This window comes from Qipengyuania xiapuensis, assembly GCF_019711395.1.
In the GTDB taxonomy this organism is placed as follows: Bacteria; Pseudomonadota; Alphaproteobacteria; order Sphingomonadales; family Sphingomonadaceae; genus Qipengyuania; species Qipengyuania xiapuensis.
Genome location: NZ_JAIGNL010000001.1, coordinates 1805427 through 1826619, shown reverse-complemented (window position 1 = coordinate 1826619; position 21193 = coordinate 1805427). Strand labels below are relative to the sequence as shown.

General features: G+C 63.6%; 23 protein-coding genes and 2 tRNA genes. 7 read left to right on the top strand and 18 right to left on the bottom strand.

The features are described 5' to 3' along the window. Position 1: 1 nt before the first annotated feature. The 3 genes from K3163_RS09270 to recJ all read right to left on the bottom strand — a co-directional run bounded on the left by K3163_RS09270 (position 2) and on the right by recJ (position 2066). Positions 2-73: transfer RNA gene (locus K3163_RS09270), tRNA-Glu, on the bottom strand. 48 nt (positions 74-121) lie between these two features. Continuing rightward, positions 122-196: transfer RNA gene (locus K3163_RS09265), tRNA-Glu, on the bottom strand. A gap of 85 nt (positions 197-281) precedes the next feature. Further along, positions 282-2066: a single-stranded-DNA-specific exonuclease RecJ gene (recJ, locus tag K3163_RS09260; RefSeq protein ID WP_221553916.1), complete on the bottom strand. Its 1785-nt coding sequence runs from the start codon at positions 2064-2066 to the stop codon at positions 282-284. A gap of 83 nt (positions 2067-2149) precedes the next feature. Between recJ and K3163_RS09255 the strand changes: the two genes are divergently transcribed. The 3 genes from K3163_RS09255 (at position 2150) to K3163_RS09245 (ending at position 4086) form a co-directional block, all read left to right on the top strand. Then, entirely contained in the window at positions 2150-2635 is a 486-nt protein-coding gene (locus tag K3163_RS09255; protein WP_221553915.1) for a flavodoxin family protein, read from the top strand. 116 nt (positions 2636-2751) lie between these two features. Beyond that, positions 2752-3552, top strand: a complete 801-nt coding sequence (locus K3163_RS09250) for a hypothetical protein (protein WP_221553914.1) — start codon at positions 2752-2754, stop codon at positions 3550-3552. A gap of 66 nt (positions 3553-3618) precedes the next feature. Beyond that, a complete protein-coding gene (locus tag K3163_RS09245; protein WP_345719719.1) occupies positions 3619-4086 on the top strand; it encodes an AHH domain-containing protein in 468 nt (155 codons plus the stop codon). Here K3163_RS09245 and K3163_RS09240 read toward each other — a convergent pair. Further along, positions 4083-5051, bottom strand: a complete 969-nt coding sequence (locus K3163_RS09240) for an NAD(P)H-dependent flavin oxidoreductase (RefSeq protein ID WP_221428180.1) — start codon at positions 5049-5051, stop codon at positions 4083-4085. The two genes, K3163_RS09245 and K3163_RS09240, sit on opposite strands and share 4 nt — an antisense overlap. 81 nt (positions 5052-5132) lie before the next feature. Next, positions 5133-6197, bottom strand: a complete 1065-nt coding sequence (locus K3163_RS09235) for an amidohydrolase family protein (protein ID WP_221553913.1) — start codon at positions 6195-6197, stop codon at positions 5133-5135. 192 nt (positions 6198-6389) lie between these two features. Between K3163_RS09235 and K3163_RS09230 the strand changes: the two genes are divergently transcribed. After that, positions 6390-7229 carry a M28 family metallopeptidase gene (locus K3163_RS09230; RefSeq protein WP_221553912.1) on the top strand — a complete coding sequence of 280 codons (840 nt, stop codon included), beginning with the start codon at positions 6390-6392 and terminating at the stop codon, positions 7227-7229. A gap of 5 nt (positions 7230-7234) precedes the next feature. Here K3163_RS09230 and K3163_RS09225 read toward each other — a convergent pair whose 3' ends face one another. The 10 genes from K3163_RS09225 to miaA all read right to left on the bottom strand — a co-directional run bounded on the left by K3163_RS09225 (position 7235) and on the right by miaA (position 17105). After that, complete coding sequence (locus tag K3163_RS09225; protein WP_221553911.1) at positions 7235-8050, bottom strand: hypothetical protein; 816 nt, start codon at positions 8048-8050, stop codon at positions 7235-7237. 87 nt (positions 8051-8137) lie between these two features. After that, positions 8138-9823, bottom strand: a complete 1686-nt coding sequence (gene leuA, locus K3163_RS09220) for a 2-isopropylmalate synthase (protein WP_221553910.1) — start codon at positions 9821-9823, stop codon at positions 8138-8140. Between the two features lie 179 nt (positions 9824-10002). After that, a complete protein-coding gene (locus K3163_RS09215) occupies positions 10003-11151 on the bottom strand; it encodes an alpha-hydroxy acid oxidase (RefSeq protein WP_221553909.1) in 1149 nt (382 codons plus the stop codon). After that, the gene (locus K3163_RS09210; protein ID WP_221428186.1) at positions 11148-11744 is read right to left on the bottom strand and encodes a DUF4329 domain-containing protein; all 597 of its coding nucleotides are present in this window, start codon (positions 11742-11744) and stop codon (positions 11148-11150) included. The genes K3163_RS09215 and K3163_RS09210 overlap by 4 nt, the downstream gene beginning before the upstream one ends. 56 nt (positions 11745-11800) lie before the next feature. Then, positions 11801-12406, bottom strand: coding sequence for a DUF6151 family protein (locus tag K3163_RS09205; protein ID WP_221553908.1), 606 nt, complete (start codon positions 12404-12406; stop codon positions 11801-11803). A gap of 29 nt (positions 12407-12435) precedes the next feature. Next, positions 12436-13470, bottom strand: a complete 1035-nt coding sequence (gene ilvC, locus K3163_RS09200) for a ketol-acid reductoisomerase (protein WP_221428188.1) — start codon at positions 13468-13470, stop codon at positions 12436-12438. 26 nt (positions 13471-13496) lie between these two features. After that, entirely contained in the window at positions 13497-14012 is a 516-nt protein-coding gene (gene ilvN, locus K3163_RS09195; protein ID WP_221428189.1) for an acetolactate synthase small subunit, read from the bottom strand. Further along, entirely contained in the window at positions 14009-14308 is a 300-nt protein-coding gene (locus K3163_RS09190; protein WP_221428190.1) for a hypothetical protein, read from the bottom strand. Before K3163_RS09190 ends, ilvN begins: the two co-directional genes overlap by 4 nt. Then, entirely contained in the window at positions 14308-16056 is a 1749-nt protein-coding gene (gene ilvB / locus K3163_RS09185) for a biosynthetic-type acetolactate synthase large subunit (protein WP_221553907.1), read from the bottom strand. The genes K3163_RS09190 and ilvB overlap by 1 nt, the downstream gene beginning before the upstream one ends. A 95-nt stretch (positions 16057-16151) precedes the next feature. Next, positions 16152-17105, bottom strand: coding sequence for a tRNA (adenosine(37)-N6)-dimethylallyltransferase MiaA (miaA, locus tag K3163_RS09180; protein ID WP_221553906.1), 954 nt, complete (start codon positions 17103-17105; stop codon positions 16152-16154). Between miaA and serB the strand changes: the two genes are divergently transcribed. Further along, positions 17098-17982, top strand: a complete 885-nt coding sequence (gene serB, locus K3163_RS09175) for a phosphoserine phosphatase SerB (RefSeq protein WP_221553905.1) — start codon at positions 17098-17100, stop codon at positions 17980-17982. The two genes, miaA and serB, sit on opposite strands and share 8 nt — an antisense overlap. A gap of 90 nt (positions 17983-18072) precedes the next feature. After that, positions 18073-18891, top strand: a complete 819-nt coding sequence (locus K3163_RS09170) for a Coq4 family protein (protein ID WP_221428194.1) — start codon at positions 18073-18075, stop codon at positions 18889-18891. A gap of 1 nt (position 18892) precedes the next feature. On the opposite strand, the gene K3163_RS09165 is transcribed toward K3163_RS09170, so the two are convergent. Next, entirely contained in the window at positions 18893-19564 is a 672-nt protein-coding gene (locus K3163_RS09165) for a nitroreductase family protein (protein ID WP_221553904.1), read from the bottom strand. Positions 19565-19653: 89 nt separating this feature from the next. On the opposite strand from K3163_RS09165, the gene K3163_RS09160 reads away from it, so the two are divergent. Next, positions 19654-20445, top strand: a complete 792-nt coding sequence (locus tag K3163_RS09160) for a Coq4 family protein (RefSeq protein WP_221553903.1) — start codon at positions 19654-19656, stop codon at positions 20443-20445. Between the two features lie 4 nt (positions 20446-20449). Here K3163_RS09160 and K3163_RS09155 read toward each other — a convergent pair whose 3' ends face one another. Then, positions 20450-20857, bottom strand: a complete 408-nt coding sequence (locus K3163_RS09155) for a DUF3052 family protein (RefSeq protein ID WP_221553902.1) — start codon at positions 20855-20857, stop codon at positions 20450-20452. A 4-nt stretch (positions 20858-20861) separates the two neighbouring features. Beyond that, positions 20862-21191, bottom strand: coding sequence for a DUF6122 family protein (locus K3163_RS09150; protein ID WP_221553901.1), 330 nt, complete (start codon positions 21189-21191; stop codon positions 20862-20864). Positions 21192-21193 lie beyond the last annotated feature (2 nt).

Sequence of the window (21193 nt, the reverse complement as noted above, 5' to 3'; positions counted from 1 at the left end):
GTGACCCGTACGGGAATCGAACCCGTGTTTCAGCCGTGAAAGGGCCGCGTCCTAACCGCTAGACGAACGGGCCACACGAAGTGGCGCTTTGCGCGGATTGCAAATGCAATAACGCCACCGATGGTGACCCGTACGGGAATCGAACCCGTGTTTCAGCCGTGAAAGGGCCGCGTCCTAACCGCTAGACGAACGGGCCACACCCCATGCAGGGGTCGGTGGCGTGGCGGCGCAATTAGGCGTGGTCGCCGGAAGCGTCAACCCTCCAATTCGCCATTTTGCGATCAATCGGCGAAAGCAGCGTCTTCCAGATGGAGTTCGGCCTGCGGACGGCTGCCCCAGTCGTCGATCTTGACGCGGCCCGCGAGCCACAGCCTGCGCCCGCGAGAGGAATGGAGCAGCGCTTGTCCCATGTCGCTGTCGGCTGCCCTGAAAGCGATGCCCTTGAAGCTCTTGCCGTCGTCTCCGCTCGCAATGATGCGCACGTGGTCGGTGCCGACGATATCGCATTTGACGAGGCGTACCGGCCCCACCGCCACACGCGGGCCGGGCCAACCGACGCCATAGGGGCCGCCGCCGTCCAAGGCGTTGACGAGGTCGGGCGTAAGCCCGCCCGGGGCTACCGCAAGATCGAGCAGCATCTCGCGGTTCGCATCTGCCCGCGCGACAGCGCCTTCCAGATGCGTGTCGAGCCAGTCGGAAAAGTCATCGAGGCGGTCTTCGGCAACGGTCAGCCCGGCTGCCATCGCGTGCCCGCCGCCCTTGACCAGCAGTCCCTCTTCGCGAGCACGGATGATTGCCGCGCCGAGATCGACGCCCGGAATGGACCGGCCCGATCCCTTGCCTTCGCCATCCTCGTCGAGGGCGATGACGAGCGAGGGCTTGCCCGTCTTCTCCTTGATGCGTCCGGCGACAATGCCGATCACGCCGGGATGCCAGCCCCGCGCCGCAACGACATGGACAGCGCGGTTGTGCTGTGCCGCCAGCTGGTCCTCGGCCGCCTGCTGGACCTCGGCCTCGATCGCACGGCGTTCTTCGTTGAGGGCGGAGAGCTGTGCCGCGATCGCCGCTGCCTCTTCCGGATCCTCGGTCGTGAGCAGCCTGACACCCAGCGTCGATTCGCCGACACGCCCGCCGGCGTTGATGCGGGGTCCGAGCGCGAAGCCGAGGTCCGAACATATCGGTGCACGCTTCAACCGGCTCGCGTCGATCAGCGCCGCCATCCCGATATTGTCACGCCGGCCCATGACCTTGAGACCCTGCGCGACGAATGCGCGGTTGAGGCCATGCAGGGCAGCCACGTCGGCAACCGTGCCGAGCGCCACCAGGTCGAGCAGGGCCATGAGGTTGGGCTCGTTGCGCGAGGCGAAGTAGTCCTGCGCTCGCAGGGTTCTCACCAAGGCTATGCCCAGCAGGAAGGCGACACCCACTGCGGCCAGATGCCCGTGAGCGGCCGCGAGATCATTCTCGTCGAGGCGGTTCGGATTAACCAGTGCGGCGGCGCGAGGGAGCTCCGGCGAGCACTTGTGATGGTCGACAACGATCACGTCGATGCCGGCGTCGCTTGCCATGGACAGGGCTTCGTGGGCCATGGCGCCGCAATCGACAGTCACGATCAGGCTGGAGCCCGTCTCTCCGAGTTTGACCAAAGCTTCGCCGGAAGGACCGTACCCCTCGAGCAGCCGGTCGGGGATGTAGTATTCCGCCTCGACGCCGAGTTCCCGCAGCAGGCGAATGAGGAGGGCGGAGCTGGTGGCCCCGTCGACGTCGTAGTCGCCGTAGACGGTGATCTTTTCGCCGGTCAGGATGGCCTGCGCGATCCGGTCGGCGGCGGCGTCCATGTCGTTGAATTCGGAAGGGTCGGGCAGGAATTCGCGCAGTGTCGGCGAGAGATGGCGCTGTACGTCCTCTGGCGCCACGCCGCGTGCGAGCAGCAATTGCCGCACGATGCCTTCGCCGTCGCCGAAATGTCCCTGGCCAAGGTCCATATTGCCGCCGCGCCAGCGCCATGCGCGGCCGGTCATCGATTGCGAAACACCATAGACGTGGGGAAGGGCGGAGGTTGCCATCAGATGATACTACAGCGCCTTGCGACGCTGCGACAAGCGCGGCGACGTTGACAATCGACAGCCGCTTGCGATGAACGCAAGCGATGGCAACACGCAAACTTCTCATTGCATGGCACAGCCGAACCGGCGCGAGCGAGGCTCTTGCGCGGGCGGCAGCTCACGGCGCGGGCGATGGTTGCCTGCTGAAGGCCGCCGAAGATGTCGAAGCGGAAGATGTGCTGTCCTGTGCCGGCTATCTCTTCGTCTGCCCCGAAAATCTCGCCACAATGAGCGGAATGATGAAGGAGATGTTCGACCGCCTCTACTACCCCGTCCTAGGCCGGATCGAGGGAAGGGCCTATGCGACGATCATTGCGGCAGGTTCGGATGGCGAGGGTGCACAGCGCCAGATCGATCGTATCGCCAAGGGGTGGCGCCTTAAGCGCGTCGCCGAGCAAGTAATCGTACCGATGCACGCCCAAACTCCGGAAGAAATTCTCGCGCGAAAGACTGTGCCGGAAGGCTGGCTATCCGAGGCAAGGGAAATAGGTGCGGTCCTTGCGGAAGGTCTCGAAAGCGGAATTTTCTGAACAATTTCAGGTCCAAAACGGATTTTTCTTGTCGAAGCAGACTCGACGAATGCATTGCAAGTCGGCAGGTTCGCTTGCCAGGGGGGGACATCAGTCAGGTGAGGGAGCATGCATCTTTGGATGGCCAAGAGTCGGGCGCTGAGGGTCCGCCTCAGGGGCTGTTCCTGCTCTTCGAAGAGGGACGTCGGCCGGATCGCGGGCAGCTCCTTGCGGCAATCGCCGATATTCCAAGCGCCTCTGTTAGCCATGATCCGTCGCTGAAAGGTGAGCCGGAGGGTGAAAGCACCGCAAACAGCAATCCCGCGCATTCGGGCGACTGGCTCGAATTGCTGCAGTGGGGCATCACTTTCGACCTTCTCGGAATGGATCCGGGGCCGGGCGTGGCCGTCCCGGAAATCGCATATCGCTTCGGCTGCGGCGTCAATGCCGGTCCTGAGGGCGCGGAAGCGATCGCAATCGTGCCCGGACCGCACATCGCAGACGGTGCGCACAGCCTGCCGATAGTTCGGGCGATGCTCGATCTCGGATCGGGACTGGCGCAGGGATTGGAAGGTGTCCTCGCGGTGTGCTGGTCTCCCGCACGCTCCGCGATGGGAGTTGGGGTTTTCAGCCGCTCGGTCGACGGCTGGCTCGCTGGCGGCGCTTTTCCTTCGCTCGGCCTTGCAGGCTTCGCCATGCGGGACGACGGGACCATGGCTAGCGAGGGGTTGGCCCATTTCATCGGACAAGAGCTATTGCTGGATGGCCGGCTGGCCGCCGACCCTGTCGCCGCGACCCGGCTCGGCGCCCGGATCATCCATGAACTCGTTGCAAGCGGCCGACTTGAAGAGCCCCGCGAATTCGACACGACGGACGGCGCGCTGGTGAAGCTTTCGCCTGTTTCCTCCGGCGAGACGATAAAGGTGTCGCCGATGTAGGCGCGGGTCGGGTTGCAGGGGGGAGTCTTACACGCGTCCGGCCGTCAGCGGCTGGCCTTTCGTGCGGTGAATCGCCGCAATGCTCCCGGCTACCAACCCCATCTCCAGAGGCACCATCTGTTGCCCTGCCAACTCCTGCACCGGCGATGCTTTGGTGCGATGTTTGAAGAGGTCGGTAAAGCGCGGATCGGGTTCGACGATTTCAGGCGCAATGGAATGCTCCTGCCTGCGCGCGAGGATGCGGCGATGCGAATGGCCCTGCCGCTCCACCGGGGACCCCACCGCGAATACAACGCCATGGTGATCGAGCGGGTGGGCCATATCGAGAGCTGTTGGGCGAGGAGCCGCGTCTGCGACAGCGAAAGCGCCGGTGCCGACGCGCTCATGCGGCTGGGACTGCTGCAAACGGCATTGCGTCGCCGGCTGCCGGACGAGGCCCGCCCGTTCCTGTTGAGCCGCAAGGACCCGGCTGCGCGCGAAGTCGACTTCTCGGACCTCGACGCGCTTGCCGAGGAGCTTTGGCGGGCGACCTAGGCCGTAGCCTCGGCCAGCGCGGCCTTCGCCGCTTCGTATTCATCCTGCAGTCGCGCGACCATGTCTTCGACCGGGCCGACCTTCTTGACCGTACCGATGCCCTGGCCCGAACCCCAGATGTCCTTCCAGGCCTTGGCCTTGGTGTTGCCGCCGCTGCCGAAGTTCATCTTCGACGGATCGCTTTCGGGCAGGTTTTCCGGGTCGAGGCCTGCATTCTCGATGCTCGAGCGCAGGTAGTTGCCGTGCACGCCGGTGAAGAGATTGGAGTAGACGATCCCGTCGGCGCTGCCTTCGACGATGCCCTGCTTGTACCCCTCGACGGCATTGGCTTCTTCGGTCGCGATCCAGGGCGAACCGATATAAGCGAAGTCCGCGCCGAGCGCCTGTGCGGCAAGGATCGAGCGACCGTGCGCGATCGAGCCCGAGAGCGCGACCAGCCCGTCGAACCATTCGCGGATTTCCTGCATGAGCGCGAAGGGGCTGAGCGTACCGGCATGGCCGCCTGCGCCTGCCGCGACCGGGATGAGGCCGTCGGCACCCTTTTCGATAGCCTTGTGCGCGAAGCGGTTGTTGATCACGTCGTGCATGGTGATGCCGCCCCAGCCGCGCACCGCGTCGAAGATCTCTTCACGCGCACCCAGAGAGGTGATGACCAGCGGCACCTGCCATTTCGCGCAGGTCGCCATGTCGGCTTCGATGCGGTCGTTCGAACGGTGGACGATCTGGTTGACTGCGAAAGGGGCTGCCGGATTGTCAGGATTGTCGCGGTTGTGCGCGGCCAGTTCCTCGGTGATCCGGTGGAGCCATTCGTCGAGTTCGCTCTGCGGGCGCGCATTGAGCGCGGGAAAGCTGCCGACGATGCCTGCCTTGCATTGGGCGATGACCAGCTCGGGTCCCGAAACGATGAACAGCGGCGAACCGATGACGGGGATGCGCAGTTTGTCGAAGGGTGCGGGCAGGCTCATGGGCGAAGGGCTCCTCTCACTTTTGGTGGCAGCGGCGTATGGCGCGCGGGCGCGCTTGTCGAGGGTGACGTTACGTAAGGGTCAGCTTGCAGGGAGCACGTGCTCTACGCCATAGACCCGCGCGGCAGTGCCGGCGAACAGCGCGTGCTTCTCGTCTGCGGAATGCGAAGCCGCGAGACGTTTGAAGGCGTTCCACAGAACCTCGTAGCTCGCGCCCCAGCGGTCGACCGGGTAGTTCGATTCGAACATGGCGCGCTGCGCTCCGAAGCTTTCAATGCAGGTCTCGATATAGGGCCTCCAGAGGCCCGCGAGGTGCTCGGAAGAATGGCCCTTCGATGGGCCATCCTCGGGCAGGCCGCAGAAAGCCATGGCCAGGCCGCCGAGCTTCACATGCACGTTCTCGCACTCGGCCAGCGCATGGATCGAGCGGCGCCAGCGATCGAAGTTCTCGTGCAGCTTGCCGCGATAGCTCGCGATATTGAGCGGGGTTCCGCAATGGTCGAGCACGATCGTCTGGTCCGGGAAGGCCTTCGCAAGGTCGAGCACATCGCCGAGTTGCGGCTCGAGCAGCCAGGCATCGAAGGTCAGCCCGTGCTTTGCGTAGGCGGCAAAGCCTTCGCGGAACGCGTCCGACTTGTAGAGGCCTTCGGGCGCGTGGAAGGGAGGGCCGAGCACCTCCGGATCGGCATCCCATGCGGCCGCGTGGCGGATGCCGCGGAACCGCCCGTTTCCGGCTGCGACCAGCGCCTCGATCACCGGATTGACCTTGTCGCCAAGCGTCAGGTCCGCATGGCCCACGATCCCCGCGCAGGGGCGATAGTCGCCGTAGAGGCCGCTCGCGCCCTGCGCTGCGACACCGTTCACGAACTCGACTTCGCCAACGGTCTTCATCTCCTCGCCGCGGCTGGCATCGTAGAATGCGCCGCATTCCATGAAGACGGTGCCGACGATATTGTGGCCGCCTTCCAGCCCGCCGCGCGTGTCCTGCTGCAACTCGTCGAAGGTGTAGTAGGCCGCACCCACGATCGCCTCGATGAAGTCATGCCGCGGTTCGGGGAAGGCGGGCAGCATCGGACGCAGGTCCCACAGGTGATGGTGCGGATCGATGATCGGCAGATCGGGCTCGAGTATCGCTTCGCTTGTCATGCTGTCTCTCCCCTCGGCGCATGTTGGACGGGAATAGGACTGTCGCTGTGCACCACTACAGGCTGGAACGCCTGGAACACGGTCCTGGCGCTAAATCTTGCAGTGCCGCAGGTCCTTTCCGTTTCCCCAATAGTGAAGTGTTTGCTTGCGCGTTCATTGTGTCTGCCTAGTGTGAAGCACGGGGAGTAGGAAATGACAACGATCCGCGAGATTCTCGGAAGGTGCATGGCGTGCCTTCTCGTGCTCGTCCTGTCGGCCTCGGCCTATGCCAGCGACCCGGGCATACTGACCGGCGAGCGGGCCAGCATACAGCAGCGGGCCGAGGCGGCCGATATGCTCGTGGCGCAGCTGAACCGCGCCGGGATCGAGGGGCGGCGGATGGCATACGACCTCGGCACGGTCCGCCGGGAAGAGGGCAGCCTCCTCGATCGCAGGGGCATCAACATCGTCGCCAAGGTGGACGCTACGGTGCAGGACGCGCAAACCATCGTGATCGGCGCCCACTACGATACCGTGGCCGGAAGCCCCGGTGCGGACGACAATGCGAGCGGAGCATACGCGGTCCTGAGGCTGGCCGAGCGGGTCGCGGACATGCCCCGGCGCAGACATAATGTGGTGTTCGTCTGGTTCGACCAGGAGGAAGTCGGCCTCGTCGGGAGCCGCGTCTTCGCCAAGAGCTGGAAGCGCAGCGGCGAGAGCCTGCATTCGATGCACAATATCGACATGATCGGTTTCGATGGAAACGGAGACGGACGCTTCGATCTCGACGTACCCGACGGCGAGCTGGCAGACCTTTATCTCGCCGAGGCGGACAGGCTGGGCATCCCGATTGCGCGCGACACCTTCGATGGCTCGGACCATGCGAGTTTCAGGAGGATGGGTTTTCGCGCCGTCTGCCTGTCGCAGGATTTCTCCAACAAGGACGCCAATCCCGACTGGCACCGCCATACGGACGTCGAGATCGACCGCGCCTACATGGAAAGCGGTATAGACCTTGTTTCGGGCGTGATGGAGCGATTGCTCGCACCCTGACGCGGTCAGGCTGTCGATGATCCCTTGCCGCCCTCATTCGAGAGGATACGCTCGATCCTGTCGGTTTCTATGTCGACGCCATCGGTGTTGACCGAAAGGAATATCCTGCCACGCTGGATTTCGCGTTCGTAGAGGGTCGCGGAGACCCCGTCGACATCGGCGTCGGTCAGCATCTTCGCGACGGCGCCACCGGTTGCACCGATGGCGCTACTGACGGCCGCGACGGACGGGATCGCCTGTGAAGCCATCGCTCCCGCAACCGCGACCGGGCCGATGCCGGGGATCACGAGGATCGCTACACCCAGAACCGCACCGGCGAGGCCCGCACCGGCGATCGCACCAGCGATACCCGGAGGCGAGTGTCCTTCGATCGGTTCGTACTTTTCGGCGAGGTACTCGCTCGCCCGCCAGACCATCGAGATTGCGTGTTCCGGGACTCCCTCGATCGTGAGCCTGCCAACAGCCTTTCGGGCCGTTTCCTGTTTCTCGAAAACCGCGGTCACGACATGTTCGCGGGAGCGATGCATGTCGTCCACCGCTTCACCGAAAGCCTTGGCGAAGCGCGCGCGGTCACGCTCGCTTCGGAAGCTGACGCGCAGGCCCGCCGAGCGGTGAAGCTTCTTGACGCTGGGTGTCCTGACCTCGCCGAAGAGCGTGCGCAGCAGCATCTCGACCGTGGTCCGGCGCAGCGGCTGGTCGGTGCCGCGATTGATCCATTCCAGCTCGATAGGGCGAGGGTGCGCCTCGTCCATATAATAAAGCGCAGGCAGTTCTTCTGCCTTCACCACGAACGCGTGAACAGGTGCCCCTTCTTGCCCCATGAAGGAACAAATACATCATAATTAACCAATTGCCAAAGAAGGATAGATTCACCCTTCGTTAGGATGGCATTGCTTCGCTAGTCTTGCTCAGCCGGTGAAAGCCACGGCCGAATTGGCAGCGCTGAGGACGGCACGCACGCTGGCCGTCGCGACGTCTTCGTCAATACCTACGCCCCAGATCGTCCGACCATCGGGCATGCGGCATTCGAGATAGGCCGCAGCGCGGCTGTCTCGTCCGGTCGACAGGGCATGCTCGGTATAGTCCACGATCTCGAGGCTGAGGCCGAAGCTCTCCTCGATCGTGGACAGCACGCTGGAGATCAGGCCGTTGCCACGTCCCGATACGCTCTGTTCCTGACCCTGAACGGCGATGGTGCCGCTGAACAGGCGCGTTCCGTCGGTGGCGCGGCGCTCCTCGTAATCGACCAGCTGGAAATGCTTGTCCTCGGTCTGGACGTGATAGGCGGCCTTGAAGGCCTCCCAGATGTCCGCGGCATTGAGTTCGCGGCCGAGGTCGTCCGCCATGCGCTGCACGTGCGGGCTGAAATCGGCCTGCATCTTCTTGGGCAGCTTGAGGCCCTGGTCCTGTTCGAGCACCCATGCGAAGCCGCCCTTGCCGGACTGCGAATTGACGCGGATGACGGCCTCGTAGCTGCGGCCGAGATCGGCGGGGTCGATCGGCAGGTAGGGCACGCGCCAGTGCGGATCGTTCTGCACCTCGTGCGCGGCAAAGCCCTTCTTGATCGCGTCCTGATGGCTGCCGGAAAAGGCCGTGTAGACCAGTTCGCCCCCATAGGGATGGCGCTGGTGGACGGGCAGTTCATTGCAATATTCGACCGTCTCGATCACGCGGTCGATGTCGGAGAAGTCGAGCTTCGGATCGACGCCTTGCGTGTACATGTTGAGTGCCATTGTCACGAGGCAGCAATTGCCCGTGCGCTCGCCATTGCCGAACAGGCAGCCCTCGACACGGTCCGCGCCTGCCATCAATGCCAGCTCGGCAGCCGCCACGCCCGTTCCCCGATCGTTGTGGGTGTGCAGACTGATCACCGCGCTCTCGCGGTTTGGCAGGTTGCGGATGAAGTATTCGACCTGATCGGCGTAGATATTGGGCGTCGCCGCCTCGACCGTTGCCGGCAGGTTGAAGATGATCGGATGCTCGGGCGTGGGTGCCAGCACCTCCATCACGGCCTCGCAGACCTCGAGGCTGAAATCGAGTTCTGCGGTGGAAAAGGTCTCGGGTGAATATTCGAAATGCCAGTCGGTATCGGGCTGCTTTGCCGCTTCGTCTCGCATGACCTTGGCGCCGTGGACCGCGATGTCGCGCACCTGGTCCTTGGTCATGCCGAAGACGACCTCGCGCCAGGCAGGGCTGACGGCGTTGTAGAGGTGGACGATGGCCGCGCGAGCGCCGGTCAGGCTCTTGAAGCTGGTGCGGATCAGGTCTTCGCGGCTCTGCGTGAGGACCTGTACCATCACGTCATTTGGGATGCGGCCCGATTGCACGAGGCCGGAGATGAAATCGAACTCGGTCGCACCAGCGCTGGGGAAGCCGACTTCGATTTCCTTCACTCCGATCTCGACGAGCAGGTCGAAGAAGCGGTTCTTCTTGTGCGCGTCCATCGGATCGACGATCGCCTGGTTGCCGTCGCGAAGGTCGGTCGAGAGCCAGCGGGGCGGCGCGGTGATCGTACGTGTGGGCCATTGCCGGTCGGTCAGCGGGACCTGCGGGAAAGGCGAATATTTGGCGCTCGGGTCGGAGAGCATGGGCATTTCGGGAGTACTCGTATCGGTGGCTGCTGGTCGGGTTTGGTCCCTTGGGTGCGAGGCGCACCCTATTGGCACGCCAAGGTCACGCCCAAGGGCGTGTAAGTCGCAGAATTAGTCCGATGCGGGTCATGTCATGCTGCATTGCGCAATATTGCCGCCAGTTCAAGCAGGACTTTGCATAATCACCGAAGGCGCAAGCGTTCGCGGTTCAATTGTTGCACGCTGGTGACGCCCATGAGGCGCATAGCGCGCTCGATTTCCTCCTTGAGGATGGTGAGTGCGCGCTCGACGCCTTCCTGGCCTGCAGCGGCCAGAGCGTAGAGGTAGAGCCGGCCGCCCGAAGCGGCCGTGGCGCCCATGGCGAGGCTTTTCATCACATGCGTGCCTCGGCGTACACCGCCGTCTAGGATGATCTCGATCTCGCCGCCGACCTCGTCGACGATCTCCTTGAGCTGGTCGAAAGGCGCGCGGCTGCCGTCGAGTTGCCTGCCGCCATGGTTCGAGATCCAGATGGCATCGGCACCGATATCGACCGCACGGCGGGCGTCGGCTACGCTCATCACGCCTTTGAGGGCGAAAGTGCCGCCCCAGTCCTGCCGGATGCGTGCGGCGGTGTCCCAGTCCATGCCGGTGTCGAGCATGGTGTTGAAGTATTCCTGGATGCTCACCGCTCTGCCGGTGCCTTCCGCGACGTATGTGTCGAGGTTGGGAAGGCGGAACCTGGGTCCGAAGACATAATCCAGCGTCCAGCGCGGGCGGGTTGCGTAGCTCCATAGCGATGATGCGGAAAAGCGGGGCGGGGTGGTGAAACCCGAGCGCAGGCAGCGCTCGCGCTTGCCCGAAACGATCGTGTCGACAGTCAGCGCCAGTGCGTCGAAATCGGCGGCCTTGCAGCGCTCGATCATGCTGGCGTTCAGCCCCTTGTCCTTGTGGACATAGAGCTGGAACAGCTTTGGCGCGCTGGTCAGCGCTGCAATTTCCTCGATCGAATGGGTCGCGAGGCTGGAGATGCCGAACCACACGCCGAATTTCTCCGCCGCCTGCGCCACGGCCCGCTCGCCATCGCGGTGGAAGGCGCGTTGCAGGGCGGTCGGGCTGAGCATCAGGGGAAGCTCGCTGCGACAGCCCATGATGGTGCAGCTGGTGTCTATGGTTTCCACGCCCGCGAGCACATCGGGCACGAGGTCGACCTCGTCGAAGGCGCTGGTGTTGCGCGCCTTGGTCAGCTCGTCATCCGCCGCACCGTCGATATAGTCGAACACCGGCCACGGTAGCCGCGCTTTCGCCAGCTTCCTGAAATCGTCGATATTGTGACAGTCGCTCAGCTTCATGGACCACTCGTGCCGAAAATCTCGTTCAATTCACCCATCGTATAACGCCGCGCGAGATTGCTGCGTGCGCCCGTGCTCTGCTTGAATTGCGTATAGCGCGGATCGGTTTCGAGGCAGCCCTCGCCGCAGAGCAGTTCGGTCGCCTCTTCTTGCCACTGGTTGTGCCAGATGCGCCCGCCGGGTGTGCCGACGAAACCGTCGATGCGCGCGTCGATGTCGGTGGCGAGATCGAGGCTGGACGGGATCTCGGACGCATATTGCGTGTCGAAGCCGCCATGCGAATGGAAGCTGGCGACCACGTGATTGCCGAGAGGGACGCCCCAGTCGAGCGCGCAGGCTGCGCGTTCGCCGGGATAGATGGTCGAGGTCTGGAGATTGCCTTGCTCGTCCTCGAAGATCACGCCGCAATACTCCTGGTTGTTGCGGATCGATCGTGTCTGGATGTCCGCAAGCGTTTCGCGCGCATAATCGGTCAGCTCGGAGGTGCTGACGATCCGTTCGCGCGCCTCGGGGCGACCCTGTGTCAGCAGGTTGAGCATCACCACCGCAAAAGCGACAGCGCAAAGCCCGTAGAGAAGTTTGTTGCGATCCATTTCATCCGTCATTCGATCCGGCATGGAGCCTCCACAGAGGCTTGTCGATGGCCTTGTCAGCCTCCCGCAGCGGCGGCCCGTTCCTCGGCGCTCACCCTTCGCGGTTTCGCCAGCGGCTCGCGCGTCTCGGGATCGAACAGCGGCGACTTCTTCCAGCCGCCGAAGAATGTGTCCTTGAACAGCCGCGGGATGAAACCGAGCGCGAGCTTGAACTGCGATACGGGCCTCGCGTTTTCGAGCGGTGGCTCCGCCTCGTGCGCGAGGAAATCACCCTTCGAGGGGCCGAGAGCGGCATCGACCTTCGCCCTATCGAATGCGGAGGTGTTGACGCTGAGGAAGGCAGGCTTCGCCTTGGGCAGCGTGTTGAACAGCGGCGTGTTGCAGCAGGTCGAATACCAGCGCATCGTCGGCTTGTCGGTCATGTGGAGCGTTGCGAGGAGCTCTGCGCCCTCGATGATTTCCAGCTTGGCCACGCGCGTCTGGTAGACCGCGTTCCCGCCATTGGCATCGAGCAATTCCGCCCGCCCGATAACCCGCACGAAGTCACGGCAGTCCGAGCAATAGCAGGTCAGCCGGTCGCCTTCGTCTGGGCCTACATCGTGCAGGACACCACGGAACCTGCCGCAGGTGCAGGTGAAGGGAAGGTCTGAAGTCGCGCCCATGAGAATTCTCCCGTGGGCGCGACTGTAACTCAGTTCTTGTCCTTGTCGACCAGCTTGTTGGCACCGATCCAGGGCATCATGGCGCGAAGCTGAGCGCCGGTCTTCTCGATCGGGTGCGCGGCTGCCGCCTTGCGGCTTGCCTTGAGTTCGGGCTGGCCGGCCTGGTTGTCGAGCACGAAGTCCTTCACGAAGCGGCCCGACTGGATGTCCTTGAGAACGCGGCCCATTTCGGCCTTCGTCTCTTCGGTGATGATGCGGGGACCGGTCTTGATGTCACCGTATTCGGCGGTGTTCGAGATCGAGTAGCGCATGTTGGCGATGCCGCCTTCATAGAGCAGGTCGACGATCAGCTTGGTCTCGTGCAGGCACTCGAAATAGGCCATTTCGGGCGCGTATCCGGCCTCGACCAGCGTTTCGAAGCCGGCCTGGATGAGGTGGGTGATGCCGCCGCACAGCACCGCCTGTTCGCCGAAGAGATCGGTTTCGCACTCTTCCTTGAAATCGGTCTCGATGATGCCCGAACGGCCGCCGCCGACGGCGCTGGCGTAGGACAGAGCAAGCTGCTTGGCGAAGCCGTTGCCGCCCGACTGGTTGCTCTCCTGGTGGACCGCGATGAGGCAGGGCACGCCGCCGCCCTTGATATATTCGCCGCGCACGGTGTGGCCCGGGCCCTTGGGCGCGATCATGATGACGTCGACATCGGCAGGCGGGTCGATCAGGCCGAAGTGGACATTGAGGCCGTGGGCGAAGGCGAGGGCGCTGCCCGGCTTCATCTTGCCCGCAATCTCGCCCGCATAGATCGAAGCCTGGTGCTCGTCGGGTGCGAGGATCATGAGAACATCGGCCCATTCGGCAGCTTCCGACACGGTCTTCACGGTGAAGCCTGCACCTTCCGCCTTCTTCGCGGTGGCCGAGCCTTCTCGCAGTGCGATGACGACTTCGCCGACGCCGCTATCGCGCAGGTTCTGGGCATGGGCATGACCCTGGCTGCCATAGCCGACGATGGCGACCCTCTTGTCCTTGATCAGCTGCTGGTCGCAATCGGCATCGTAATAGACTTGCATTGGATTCCTCGTTTTAGTTTGCGCCCCTACTCGGCAGAAGGTCCGCGCATCATTCCTACGATCCCCGAGCGACCGACCTCGACGAGGCCGAGTTCGCGCATCAGGGCGATGAAACTGTCCACCTTGTCGGGCGAGCCGGTCAGCTCGAACACGAAGCTTTCGGTGGTGGTGTCGACGACATTGGCGCGGAAGAGTTCGGCGATGCGCAGCGCCTCGACGCGCGCGTCTCCCTTTCCGGCGACCTTGACCAGTGCCAGCTCGCGTTCGACATGCGCGCCGCTTTCCGTGAGGTCGATCACGCGGTGCACCGGCACCAGCCGTTCGAGCTGGGCGCGGATCTGGTCGATCACCGGCTCCGGCCCCTTGGTCACGATCGTGATGCGGCTGATCGCGTGGTCTTCGGAAATGTCGGCCACGGTCAGGCTGTCGATATTGTAGCCGCGTGCGGTGAAGAGGCCGGATATCTTCGCAAGGATACCCGCCTCATTGTCGACGATCACGTTGAGGACGTGCCGTTCGCTCGCTTCCTTTGCGATCTTCATGCGCCGCGATCCTGCCATACAGGGGCGAACATGCGTCCGTCGCCATCGTACTCCTCGATGAACTGACGACCGCGTCGCACCGCTTCGAAATTCTCGGTCTGGCGGTGGAGGTCGAGCCCCTCGTCGATAAGTAGCCAGGTGCCGTCGCCCTGCTTTTGCGCGACTTCGACGCCGAGGAAGCGCTGGCCGCTGTCCTCGATCCAGTCGAGCACCTTGTCGGCCTCCGCACGCGCGTACCAGTTACGGCGCTGCGCTTTCGCTGCGAGGCTTTCGGGAAGTTCTTTCGAGACAACCATCACACCAATGCCTTTGCTTCATCGTCCATGGTGCCGCCCACCTGGTCGCCGTAGAGCAGCATGTCGGTATGCGCCGCGCCGCTGGGGATCATCGGGAAGCAGTTGGCTTCCTTTGCCACCTGGCAATCGACCATGACCGGCCCGTCGTGGGCGAGCATGGCCTCGATGCCTGCGTCGAGCTGGCTCTCATCCTCGATCCGGATGCCTTTCCAGCCATAGGCTTCGGCCAGTTTCACGAAGTCAGGCAGGCTGTCGGAATAGCTGTTGGAATAGCGGCTTTCGTAGGTCAGTTCCTGCCACTGGCGGACCATGCCCATGTATTCGTTGTTGAGAATGAAGACCTTCACTGGCAGGCGGAACTGGCTCGCCGTGCCGAGCTCCTGGATGTTCATCTGGATGCTCGCCTCACCCGCGATATCGATCACGAGGCTGTCGGGATTACCCAGCTGCGCGCCGATGGCAGCCGGCAGGCCGTAACCCATCGTGCCGAGACCGCCGCTGGTGAGCCACTTGTTCGGACCCATGAAACCGAAATACTGCGCCGCCCACATCTGGTGCTGGCCGACCTCGGTGGTGATGATCGGATCGCGGTCTTTCGTCAGTGCGAAGAGGCGTTCGATGCTCTTCTGCGGCATGATCATATCGCTGCGCTCGGGATAGGCGAGGCAATCGCGCGCCTTCCAGCCGAGGATGCGGGCCTTCCATTCGCTCAAGTCGCGGCCCTTGCGCTTGCCCCATCCTTGCAGGAGCTGCTCGAGCACGTGGCCGCAATCGCCCACGATGCCGAGATCGACGGGCACGATCTTGTTGATCTGCGCGCGGTCGATATCGATGTGGATCTTCTTGGCTTGCGGAGCGAAGGCATCGAGGCGCCCGGTGACGCGATCATCGAAGCGGGCGCCGACAGCCACGATCAGGTCCGAGCGGTTCATCGCCATATTGGCTTCAAAGGTACCGTGCATTCCCAGCATGCCCAGCCAGTCGGGGTGATCGGCAGGGAACGCGCCGAGACCCATCAGGGTGCTGGTGACCGGCGCTCCGGTTGCGTGCTGGAGCTTGCGCAGCAGTTCAGAGGCGCGCGGACCGGCATTGATCACGCCGCCGCCGGTATAGAGAACGGGGCGCTCTGCCTGTGCGAGCATCTCGACCGCTTCGGCGATCTCGTCTGCCGCGCCGACCATGCGTGGCTGGTAGCGGTGCGAGGGCAGGGGGGCTTCGTCCTGCTCGCTCCATTCGGCCATCGCAATCTGCACGTCCTTGGGAATGTCGACGACCACGGGGCCGGGGCGACCGGTGGTGGCGATGCGAAAGGCTTCCTCGATCGTTGCACGCAGCCGCTCGGGGTCCTTCACTAGGTAATTGTGCTTCGAGCAGTGACGGGTGAGGCCGACTGTGTCCGCTTCCTGGAAGGCGTCGGTTCCGATCAGGCCCGTAGGAACCTGGCCGGTGATCACCACCATCGGGATCGAATCCATGTAAGCGTCGGCGATACCGGTCACCGCATTGGTCGCACCGGGGCCCGAGGTGACGAGGACGACGCCGGGTTTGCCGGTCGAGCGGGCATAGCCTTCCGCCGCATGCGCCGCGCCTGCTTCGTGGCGGACGAGGATGTGGCGGATATCGTCATCGGCAAACAGTTCGTCATAGATCGGCAGGACCGCGCCGCCGGGATAGCCGAACACGAATTCGACGCCCTGCCGCTTGAGGCACTCGATCAATATGGCAGCTCCGCTGCGCTCTTCCGACACTGTTTCCTCCGCATGTTAGGCACAAATCGGCCCGGCGCTGGGGTCGTAGCGCCGGGCCGACAGGAGCTTCCGTATGCGTAACGAAAAGTGCTCTGTCAACCTGCTTTGCGCAACAATGATACAAAAATATCGTATTCATCGATAGTTTTGTTATCGCTGCGCGGCCACGATCCCGGCGGCTGGTGCCTGAACCAGGTGTACTGTCGCTTGGCGTAGCGACGTGTGGCAGTCTGGCCAGCGACGATGGCTTGATCCCGCGATAGATCGCCTTGGAGCATGCCGGCGATCTCGGGCACGCCGATCGCCCGCATGACAGGCAGGGAAGGATCGAGATTGCGGGCTAGCAGGGCTTCGACTTCCTCGATCGCGCCGCCATCCATCATCATGACGAAGCGCCGGTCGCAGCGTTCGTAAAGCCACTCGCGGTCGGGCAGCAGGACGAGCGGATAGAGCGCAACCGTATCGCCGATCCCGCCTGCCTTGTGCGCCTGCCAGTCCTTGAGCGTGCGCCCGGTCGAACGCACCACCTCCAGCGCGCGTGCGGTTCGCGCCGTGTCGGCCGGGGCGAGCCGGGAGGCGGCTTCGGGGTCTTCTTTCTCAAGGGCGGCGCGGGCTTCCCCTTGCGAAAGGCTGCGTACTTCCTCGCGCACTGCCGGATCGATGGCGGGCACGGGTGCGATACCTTCGAGCAAGGTGCGCATGTAGAGGCCTGTCCCGCCGCACAGGATGGGCACGGCGCCCTCCGCGTGCAGCGCCGCGATCTCGCGCTTCGCTGCTTCCGCCCAATCGGCGGCCGAGCAGGCCTGTGCGCCGTCCCATGCACCGAAAAGGCGGTGCTCGATCCCGCCCATTTCCTCATCGGTAGGGCGAGCGGACAACACGCAAAGATCGGCATAGACCTGCGCGCTGTCGGCATTGAGCACGATGGCGCGTTTCCCCTGCGCTTCCAGCCTTTGTCCCAGCCTGACTGCGAGATCGCTCTTGCCGCTGGCCGTCGGCCCTGCAATGAGCGCGAGCGGTGGCAGATCAGGGGAATTATCGATGCTCATCGCCCGGCTGATAGCAGAGGCGACAGGTCTGGAAACCCGGCTCGATGCGGCGAGTGCCGCGCTCGATGCTGCGGGTATGCCGGTAGCGGCCGCAACCATGCTCGATTTCTGCGGCGACGTGCTGCAGATCTCGCTGCCTCACGGCGACGCGCGGCAGGTCGCAGCCATGCTCACCGAGCACTTCGGCGAATGCGACATGCTGGTCGCCGATCACGATATCGAGGTGCCCCGTCTGTTCGTGTCCGACATGGATTCGACCATGATCGGGCAGGAATGCATCGACGAACTGGCCGATTTCGCCGGTATCAAGGACAAGGTTGCCGACATTACCGAGCGCGCCATGCGCGGCGAGCTCGAATTCGAAAGCGCGCTTCGCGAACGCGTCGGCCTGCTCGAAGGTCTGGGTGAACACGCCATCGACCGCTGCCTTGCCGAGCGTATCGGCCCCGTGGCTGGCGCGCGGACGCTGGTGGAGACGCTCAAGTCGAAGGGGTGTCGGACGGTCCTCGTCACCGGAGGCTTCCATCATTTCGCCGACCGGGTGGCAGAGCAGCTCGGATTCGAACGCGTGGTCGGCAACCGGCTCGCGGTGCTGAACGGCCACCTGACCGGCAAGCTTGCCGGCCCTGTCAGCGATGCCTCCACCAAGCTCGCCACTCTCGAAGAAGAGCGTGCGAACCTGGGTGAGGGCGCGCGCGTCCTCGCGACTGGCGACGGCGCAAACGACATCCCCATGATCGAGGCGGCCGACTACGGCATCGCCTATCGCGCCAAGCCCAAGGCCCGCGATGCCGCAAATGGCCGGATCGTCAGCGAGGACCTGACCGCGATCCTTTCGCTGTTTGCTATCCCCGAAAGCGAGTGGGTCGAAGGCTGACCGCGAAGCCTCTGGCGCTTTGGCGAATGCTTACAATCGCACCTCAGGCGAATCCCCTATGCTTTGTCGGAAAGCAAAGCACAGGCGGTTATGCAGGGGTACAGGATCGACATCGGGGAAGGCGCCGAGTGCGCCCGTGACGGAACGTTGTTCCGCGATCCAGCTCGTCCTGTCGCCAAGCGCGATATCCGCCGCGCAATCCATCACTTCCGCAAGCTGATCGAGGACAAGGAAGACACCGAACAGGTCTTCCATATCTACGATGCGCTTCCTTCGAAGAGCTTCATTCCGCGCGCACGTTCGCTCACACTTAGCGAGCGGGGCGAGAGGCTGCGCCTCACCGAAGGCTACTTGCCCGACCTGCTCGACGATCACGAAACGCTGCGCAAAACGCCGAAAGGCTCGGTCGCGCATGCCTATTGCGACTTTATGGAGAGTGAAGGTCTGACGGCCGCCGGTCTCGTCGCGGAAGCGAAGAAAATGGGCCGTCCGGAGTATGGCGACCTGATCGAATGGTTCGGTTTCCGCCAGCGCGACACGCACGATCTCATGCATGTCCTGACCGGATACGGACGCGATGCACTGGGCGAACAGTGTGTGCTTCTGTTCACCCATGGGCAGAGCCCGAGCCCCGGGCACCTACTGCTCGGCTATGCCGGTGCGATCAACATGAAGAAACGCGTGAAGAGCAAGGCACCGGTTATGCGCGCCGTTCGCGAAGCGCACAGGCTGGGGCGCAATTGCCCGCCGCTGGTAAGGCTCTCGATCCGCGAGCTGCTGGAGCTGAACCTCGAGGATGCGCGCGAAGCGCTAGGCATCGCGAGGCCGCGGTTCTACGAGCGCTGCCACAGCACCTGGCGTATCGAGGGTATCGACCCCTACGACCTGCTGGCGCCCAAGGCCGCCTAATTCAGAGCCAGCTGGCGATCTGGCTCAGCGGCTTCTTCTTCAGTGCATGTGCCGGAACGGTCGCACCTTCTTCGGGGTGTCCGACGACCACCACCATGAGCGGTTTCTCATGCTCGGGCCGTCCGCATAGCTCGCGCAGGAAGCCCATGGGCGAGGGAGTGTGCGTCAGGGTCGCAAGGCCCGCCTCGTGCAGCGTAGCGATCAGCATGCCGCAGGCGATACCGACGCTCTCGTTGACGTAGTAGTTCTGCGTCTTGCCGTCTTCCTCGATACCGCCCTTGCGCTGGGCGAAAACCACGATCAGCCAGGGGGCGGTTTCGAGGAACGGCTTTTCCTCGTCGGTGCCGAGCGGGGCGAGGGCGTCGAGCCATTCGTCGCTCGCCTTGCCCGCATAGAAATTGCGTTCCTCTGCCTCTGCAGCCTCGCGGATCGCCTTCTTCTTGTCGGGCGACGAGACCACGGCAAAGTGCCAGGGCTGGTGGTTCGCGCCATTGGGCGCTGTACCCGCTGCCTCGATTGCTGCCTCGATGACTTCGCGCGGCACGGGCTCGTCGGAAAAATAGCGGCAGGTGCGGCGCTCTTTCAGGCGGTCGCGCAGCGCTTCGGCGCGGCTGATGCTCTCGGCGTCGGACAGCCTGTCCAGCGAGTAGGGAACGGTCTCGTGATCTCTCATGGCCGTCCTCCTAACCTGCCGGCACGGAACCGCAAGATGGACAGCGTATTAACATATGTGTAAGTTGCGTTGAGCTACGGAGCTGAGCCATGTCCATTACCGATCTTCCGCTCGTTCATCCCGACCGCAAGACAAGCCGCATGCGGCCGCTCAAGGCGTGGCAGCATTTCCGCAAGCTCGTCGCCGACAAGGAAGACACGGCGCAGGTCTTCCACATCATCGAATCGATGAAGGGCAAGCGCAGCCACCAGCAGGCGTGGGATTTCCTCCAGTCGGAGCAGGGGCAGGCATTCCTCGCGGATGGCACCGATATCCCGGCCATGCTCGACGATCATGATCGCTGGGCCGATTGCGGCCCCGATACGGTCGCGGCAACCTATATGTCCTTCATGAAGCGCGAAGGTCTGTCGGCGGCAGGACTGGTCGCCGAAAGCTACAAGTTCCTTCCGCTCGAAAAGCGCCACGAAGACCTGACCGAGTGGTACTTCAACCGCCTGCGCGACACGCACGACCTGTTCCACATCCTGACCGGCTATGGCCGCGATGCGCTGGGAGAGGCTTCGCTGCTCGGCTTCAGCTACGAGCAGAACCACAATCCCGGGATCCTCTTCATCGCCTATGCCGGCGCGCGCCAGATCAAGAAGGAAACCGGCACCTCCGCGCCGATCTTCGCCGCGATCAACGAGGGGCGCCGCCTGGGTAAGGCAGCGAAGAAGCTCGCGCATATGGATGTCGAGAAGGTCATGCGCGAAGATCTTTCAGCCGCACGCAAGCGGCTCGGCGTGGGCAAGCCGGAAACCTACTTCCGCTGCCTCGAGATCATGAGGAGCGAAGGCCTCACCGAAGAAGACTTCATGCCGCCCGAAGCGCAGGCGGCCTGAGGCTTCAGCGCAGTTCCTTGCGGATCACCAGCTTGAGACCCGACCAGGTCTCGTTCACCGCGCATACTTTGGTGTCGACCAGCCCCATGGGCAGGGCGACTTCGCGGATCGTGTCCTCGGTGATTTCGCTCGGCACGCCCGAAGCCTTCTTGGGCCAGCTGACCCAGACGTGACCGTCCGTCGCCATCGTGTCGCGTAGTGCCGCGAGCTTCTCTTCGAGCGGCGCGCGCTCGGTTACGAAGATATGGCTCGCATCGGGATTGTCTTCCGGCCCGGCGACGAAGGTCAGCTCGAGCGCATATTCGTCGATCTCGTCGATCACGTCTTCGGGCATGGCGTCGAACCACACCCGCTGTCCGTCTCGCAGGTTAAGCTTCTTGGCGAGCGGTGTGCCCGAATAGCCTGTGCTCATGATCTCAAATCCAGCCCTGCATCATACAATCGCCCCAATCGACCGCGAGATGCCATAGCGCACCGAGCCCGAAGGCGCGAACCCACCAGCGCGGGACGAGCAGCATGCCGACGTAAACGAGCGCCGCAATCCAGTCGTGGAGCGGGTGGAACCCGATGCTGCAGCGGTTGGGATCGAAGATAGGATCGGCCAGCAGGTGGTCGAGATCGATCAGGTTCGCCGCCACCATCACGAGGCCGGCGCGTAGCCAGTTCTCGGCCCACAGCAGCCGCGCGACGAGGAAGGGGGCGAGCCAGTGCGCGCCATAGTGCAGCGCGAACTGGAGCATCGCCATCA

What these genes read in the sequence shown, in the direction of transcription:
- K3163_RS09150 (WP_221553901.1), bottom strand. Translation starts at nt 21,191, where the DNA reads ATGGCGATGCTCCAGTTCGCGCTGCACTATGGCGCGCACTGGCTCGCC.
- miaA (WP_221553906.1), bottom strand. Translation starts at nt 17,105, where the DNA reads ATGAGCATCGATAATTCCCCTGATCTGCCACCGCTCGCGCTCATTGCA.
- K3163_RS09170 (WP_221428194.1), top strand. Translation starts at nt 18,073, where the DNA reads ATGCAGGGGTACAGGATCGACATCGGGGAAGGCGCCGAGTGCGCCCGT.
- K3163_RS09240 (WP_221428180.1), bottom strand. Translation starts at nt 5,051, where the DNA reads ATGAGCCTGCCCGCACCCTTCGACAAACTGCGCATCCCCGTCATCGGT.
- leuA (WP_221553910.1), bottom strand. Translation starts at nt 9,823, where the DNA reads ATGCCCATGCTCTCCGACCCGAGCGCCAAATATTCGCCTTTCCCGCAG.
- K3163_RS09230 (WP_221553912.1), top strand. Translation starts at nt 6,390, where the DNA reads ATGACAACGATCCGCGAGATTCTCGGAAGGTGCATGGCGTGCCTTCTC.
- K3163_RS09165 (WP_221553904.1), bottom strand. Translation starts at nt 19,564, where the DNA reads ATGAGAGATCACGAGACCGTTCCCTACTCGCTGGACAGGCTGTCCGAC.
- K3163_RS09155 (WP_221553902.1), bottom strand. Translation starts at nt 20,857, where the DNA reads ATGAGCACAGGCTATTCGGGCACACCGCTCGCCAAGAAGCTTAACCTG.
- K3163_RS09160 (WP_221553903.1), top strand. Translation starts at nt 19,654, where the DNA reads ATGTCCATTACCGATCTTCCGCTCGTTCATCCCGACCGCAAGACAAGC.
- K3163_RS09205 (WP_221553908.1), bottom strand. Translation starts at nt 12,406, where the DNA reads ATGGGCGCGACTTCAGACCTTCCCTTCACCTGCACCTGCGGCAGGTTC.
- ilvN (WP_221428189.1), bottom strand. Translation starts at nt 14,012, where the DNA reads ATGAAGATCGCAAAGGAAGCGAGCGAACGGCACGTCCTCAACGTGATC.
- recJ (WP_221553916.1), bottom strand. Translation starts at nt 2,066, where the DNA reads ATGGCAACCTCCGCCCTTCCCCACGTCTATGGTGTTTCGCAATCGATG.
- ilvC (WP_221428188.1), bottom strand. Translation starts at nt 13,470, where the DNA reads ATGCAAGTCTATTACGATGCCGATTGCGACCAGCAGCTGATCAAGGAC.
- serB (WP_221553905.1), top strand. Translation starts at nt 17,098, where the DNA reads ATGCTCATCGCCCGGCTGATAGCAGAGGCGACAGGTCTGGAAACCCGG.
- K3163_RS09215 (WP_221553909.1), bottom strand. Translation starts at nt 11,151, where the DNA reads ATGAAGCTGAGCGACTGTCACAATATCGACGATTTCAGGAAGCTGGCG.
- K3163_RS09225 (WP_221553911.1), bottom strand. Translation starts at nt 8,050, where the DNA reads ATGGGGCAAGAAGGGGCACCTGTTCACGCGTTCGTGGTGAAGGCAGAA.
- K3163_RS09255 (WP_221553915.1), top strand. Translation starts at nt 2,150, where the DNA reads ATGGCAACACGCAAACTTCTCATTGCATGGCACAGCCGAACCGGCGCG.
- K3163_RS09190 (WP_221428190.1), bottom strand. Translation starts at nt 14,308, where the DNA reads ATGGTTGTCTCGAAAGAACTTCCCGAAAGCCTCGCAGCGAAAGCGCAG.
- K3163_RS09235 (WP_221553913.1), bottom strand. Translation starts at nt 6,197, where the DNA reads ATGACAAGCGAAGCGATACTCGAGCCCGATCTGCCGATCATCGATCCG.
- K3163_RS09210 (WP_221428186.1), bottom strand. Translation starts at nt 11,744, where the DNA reads ATGGATCGCAACAAACTTCTCTACGGGCTTTGCGCTGTCGCTTTTGCG.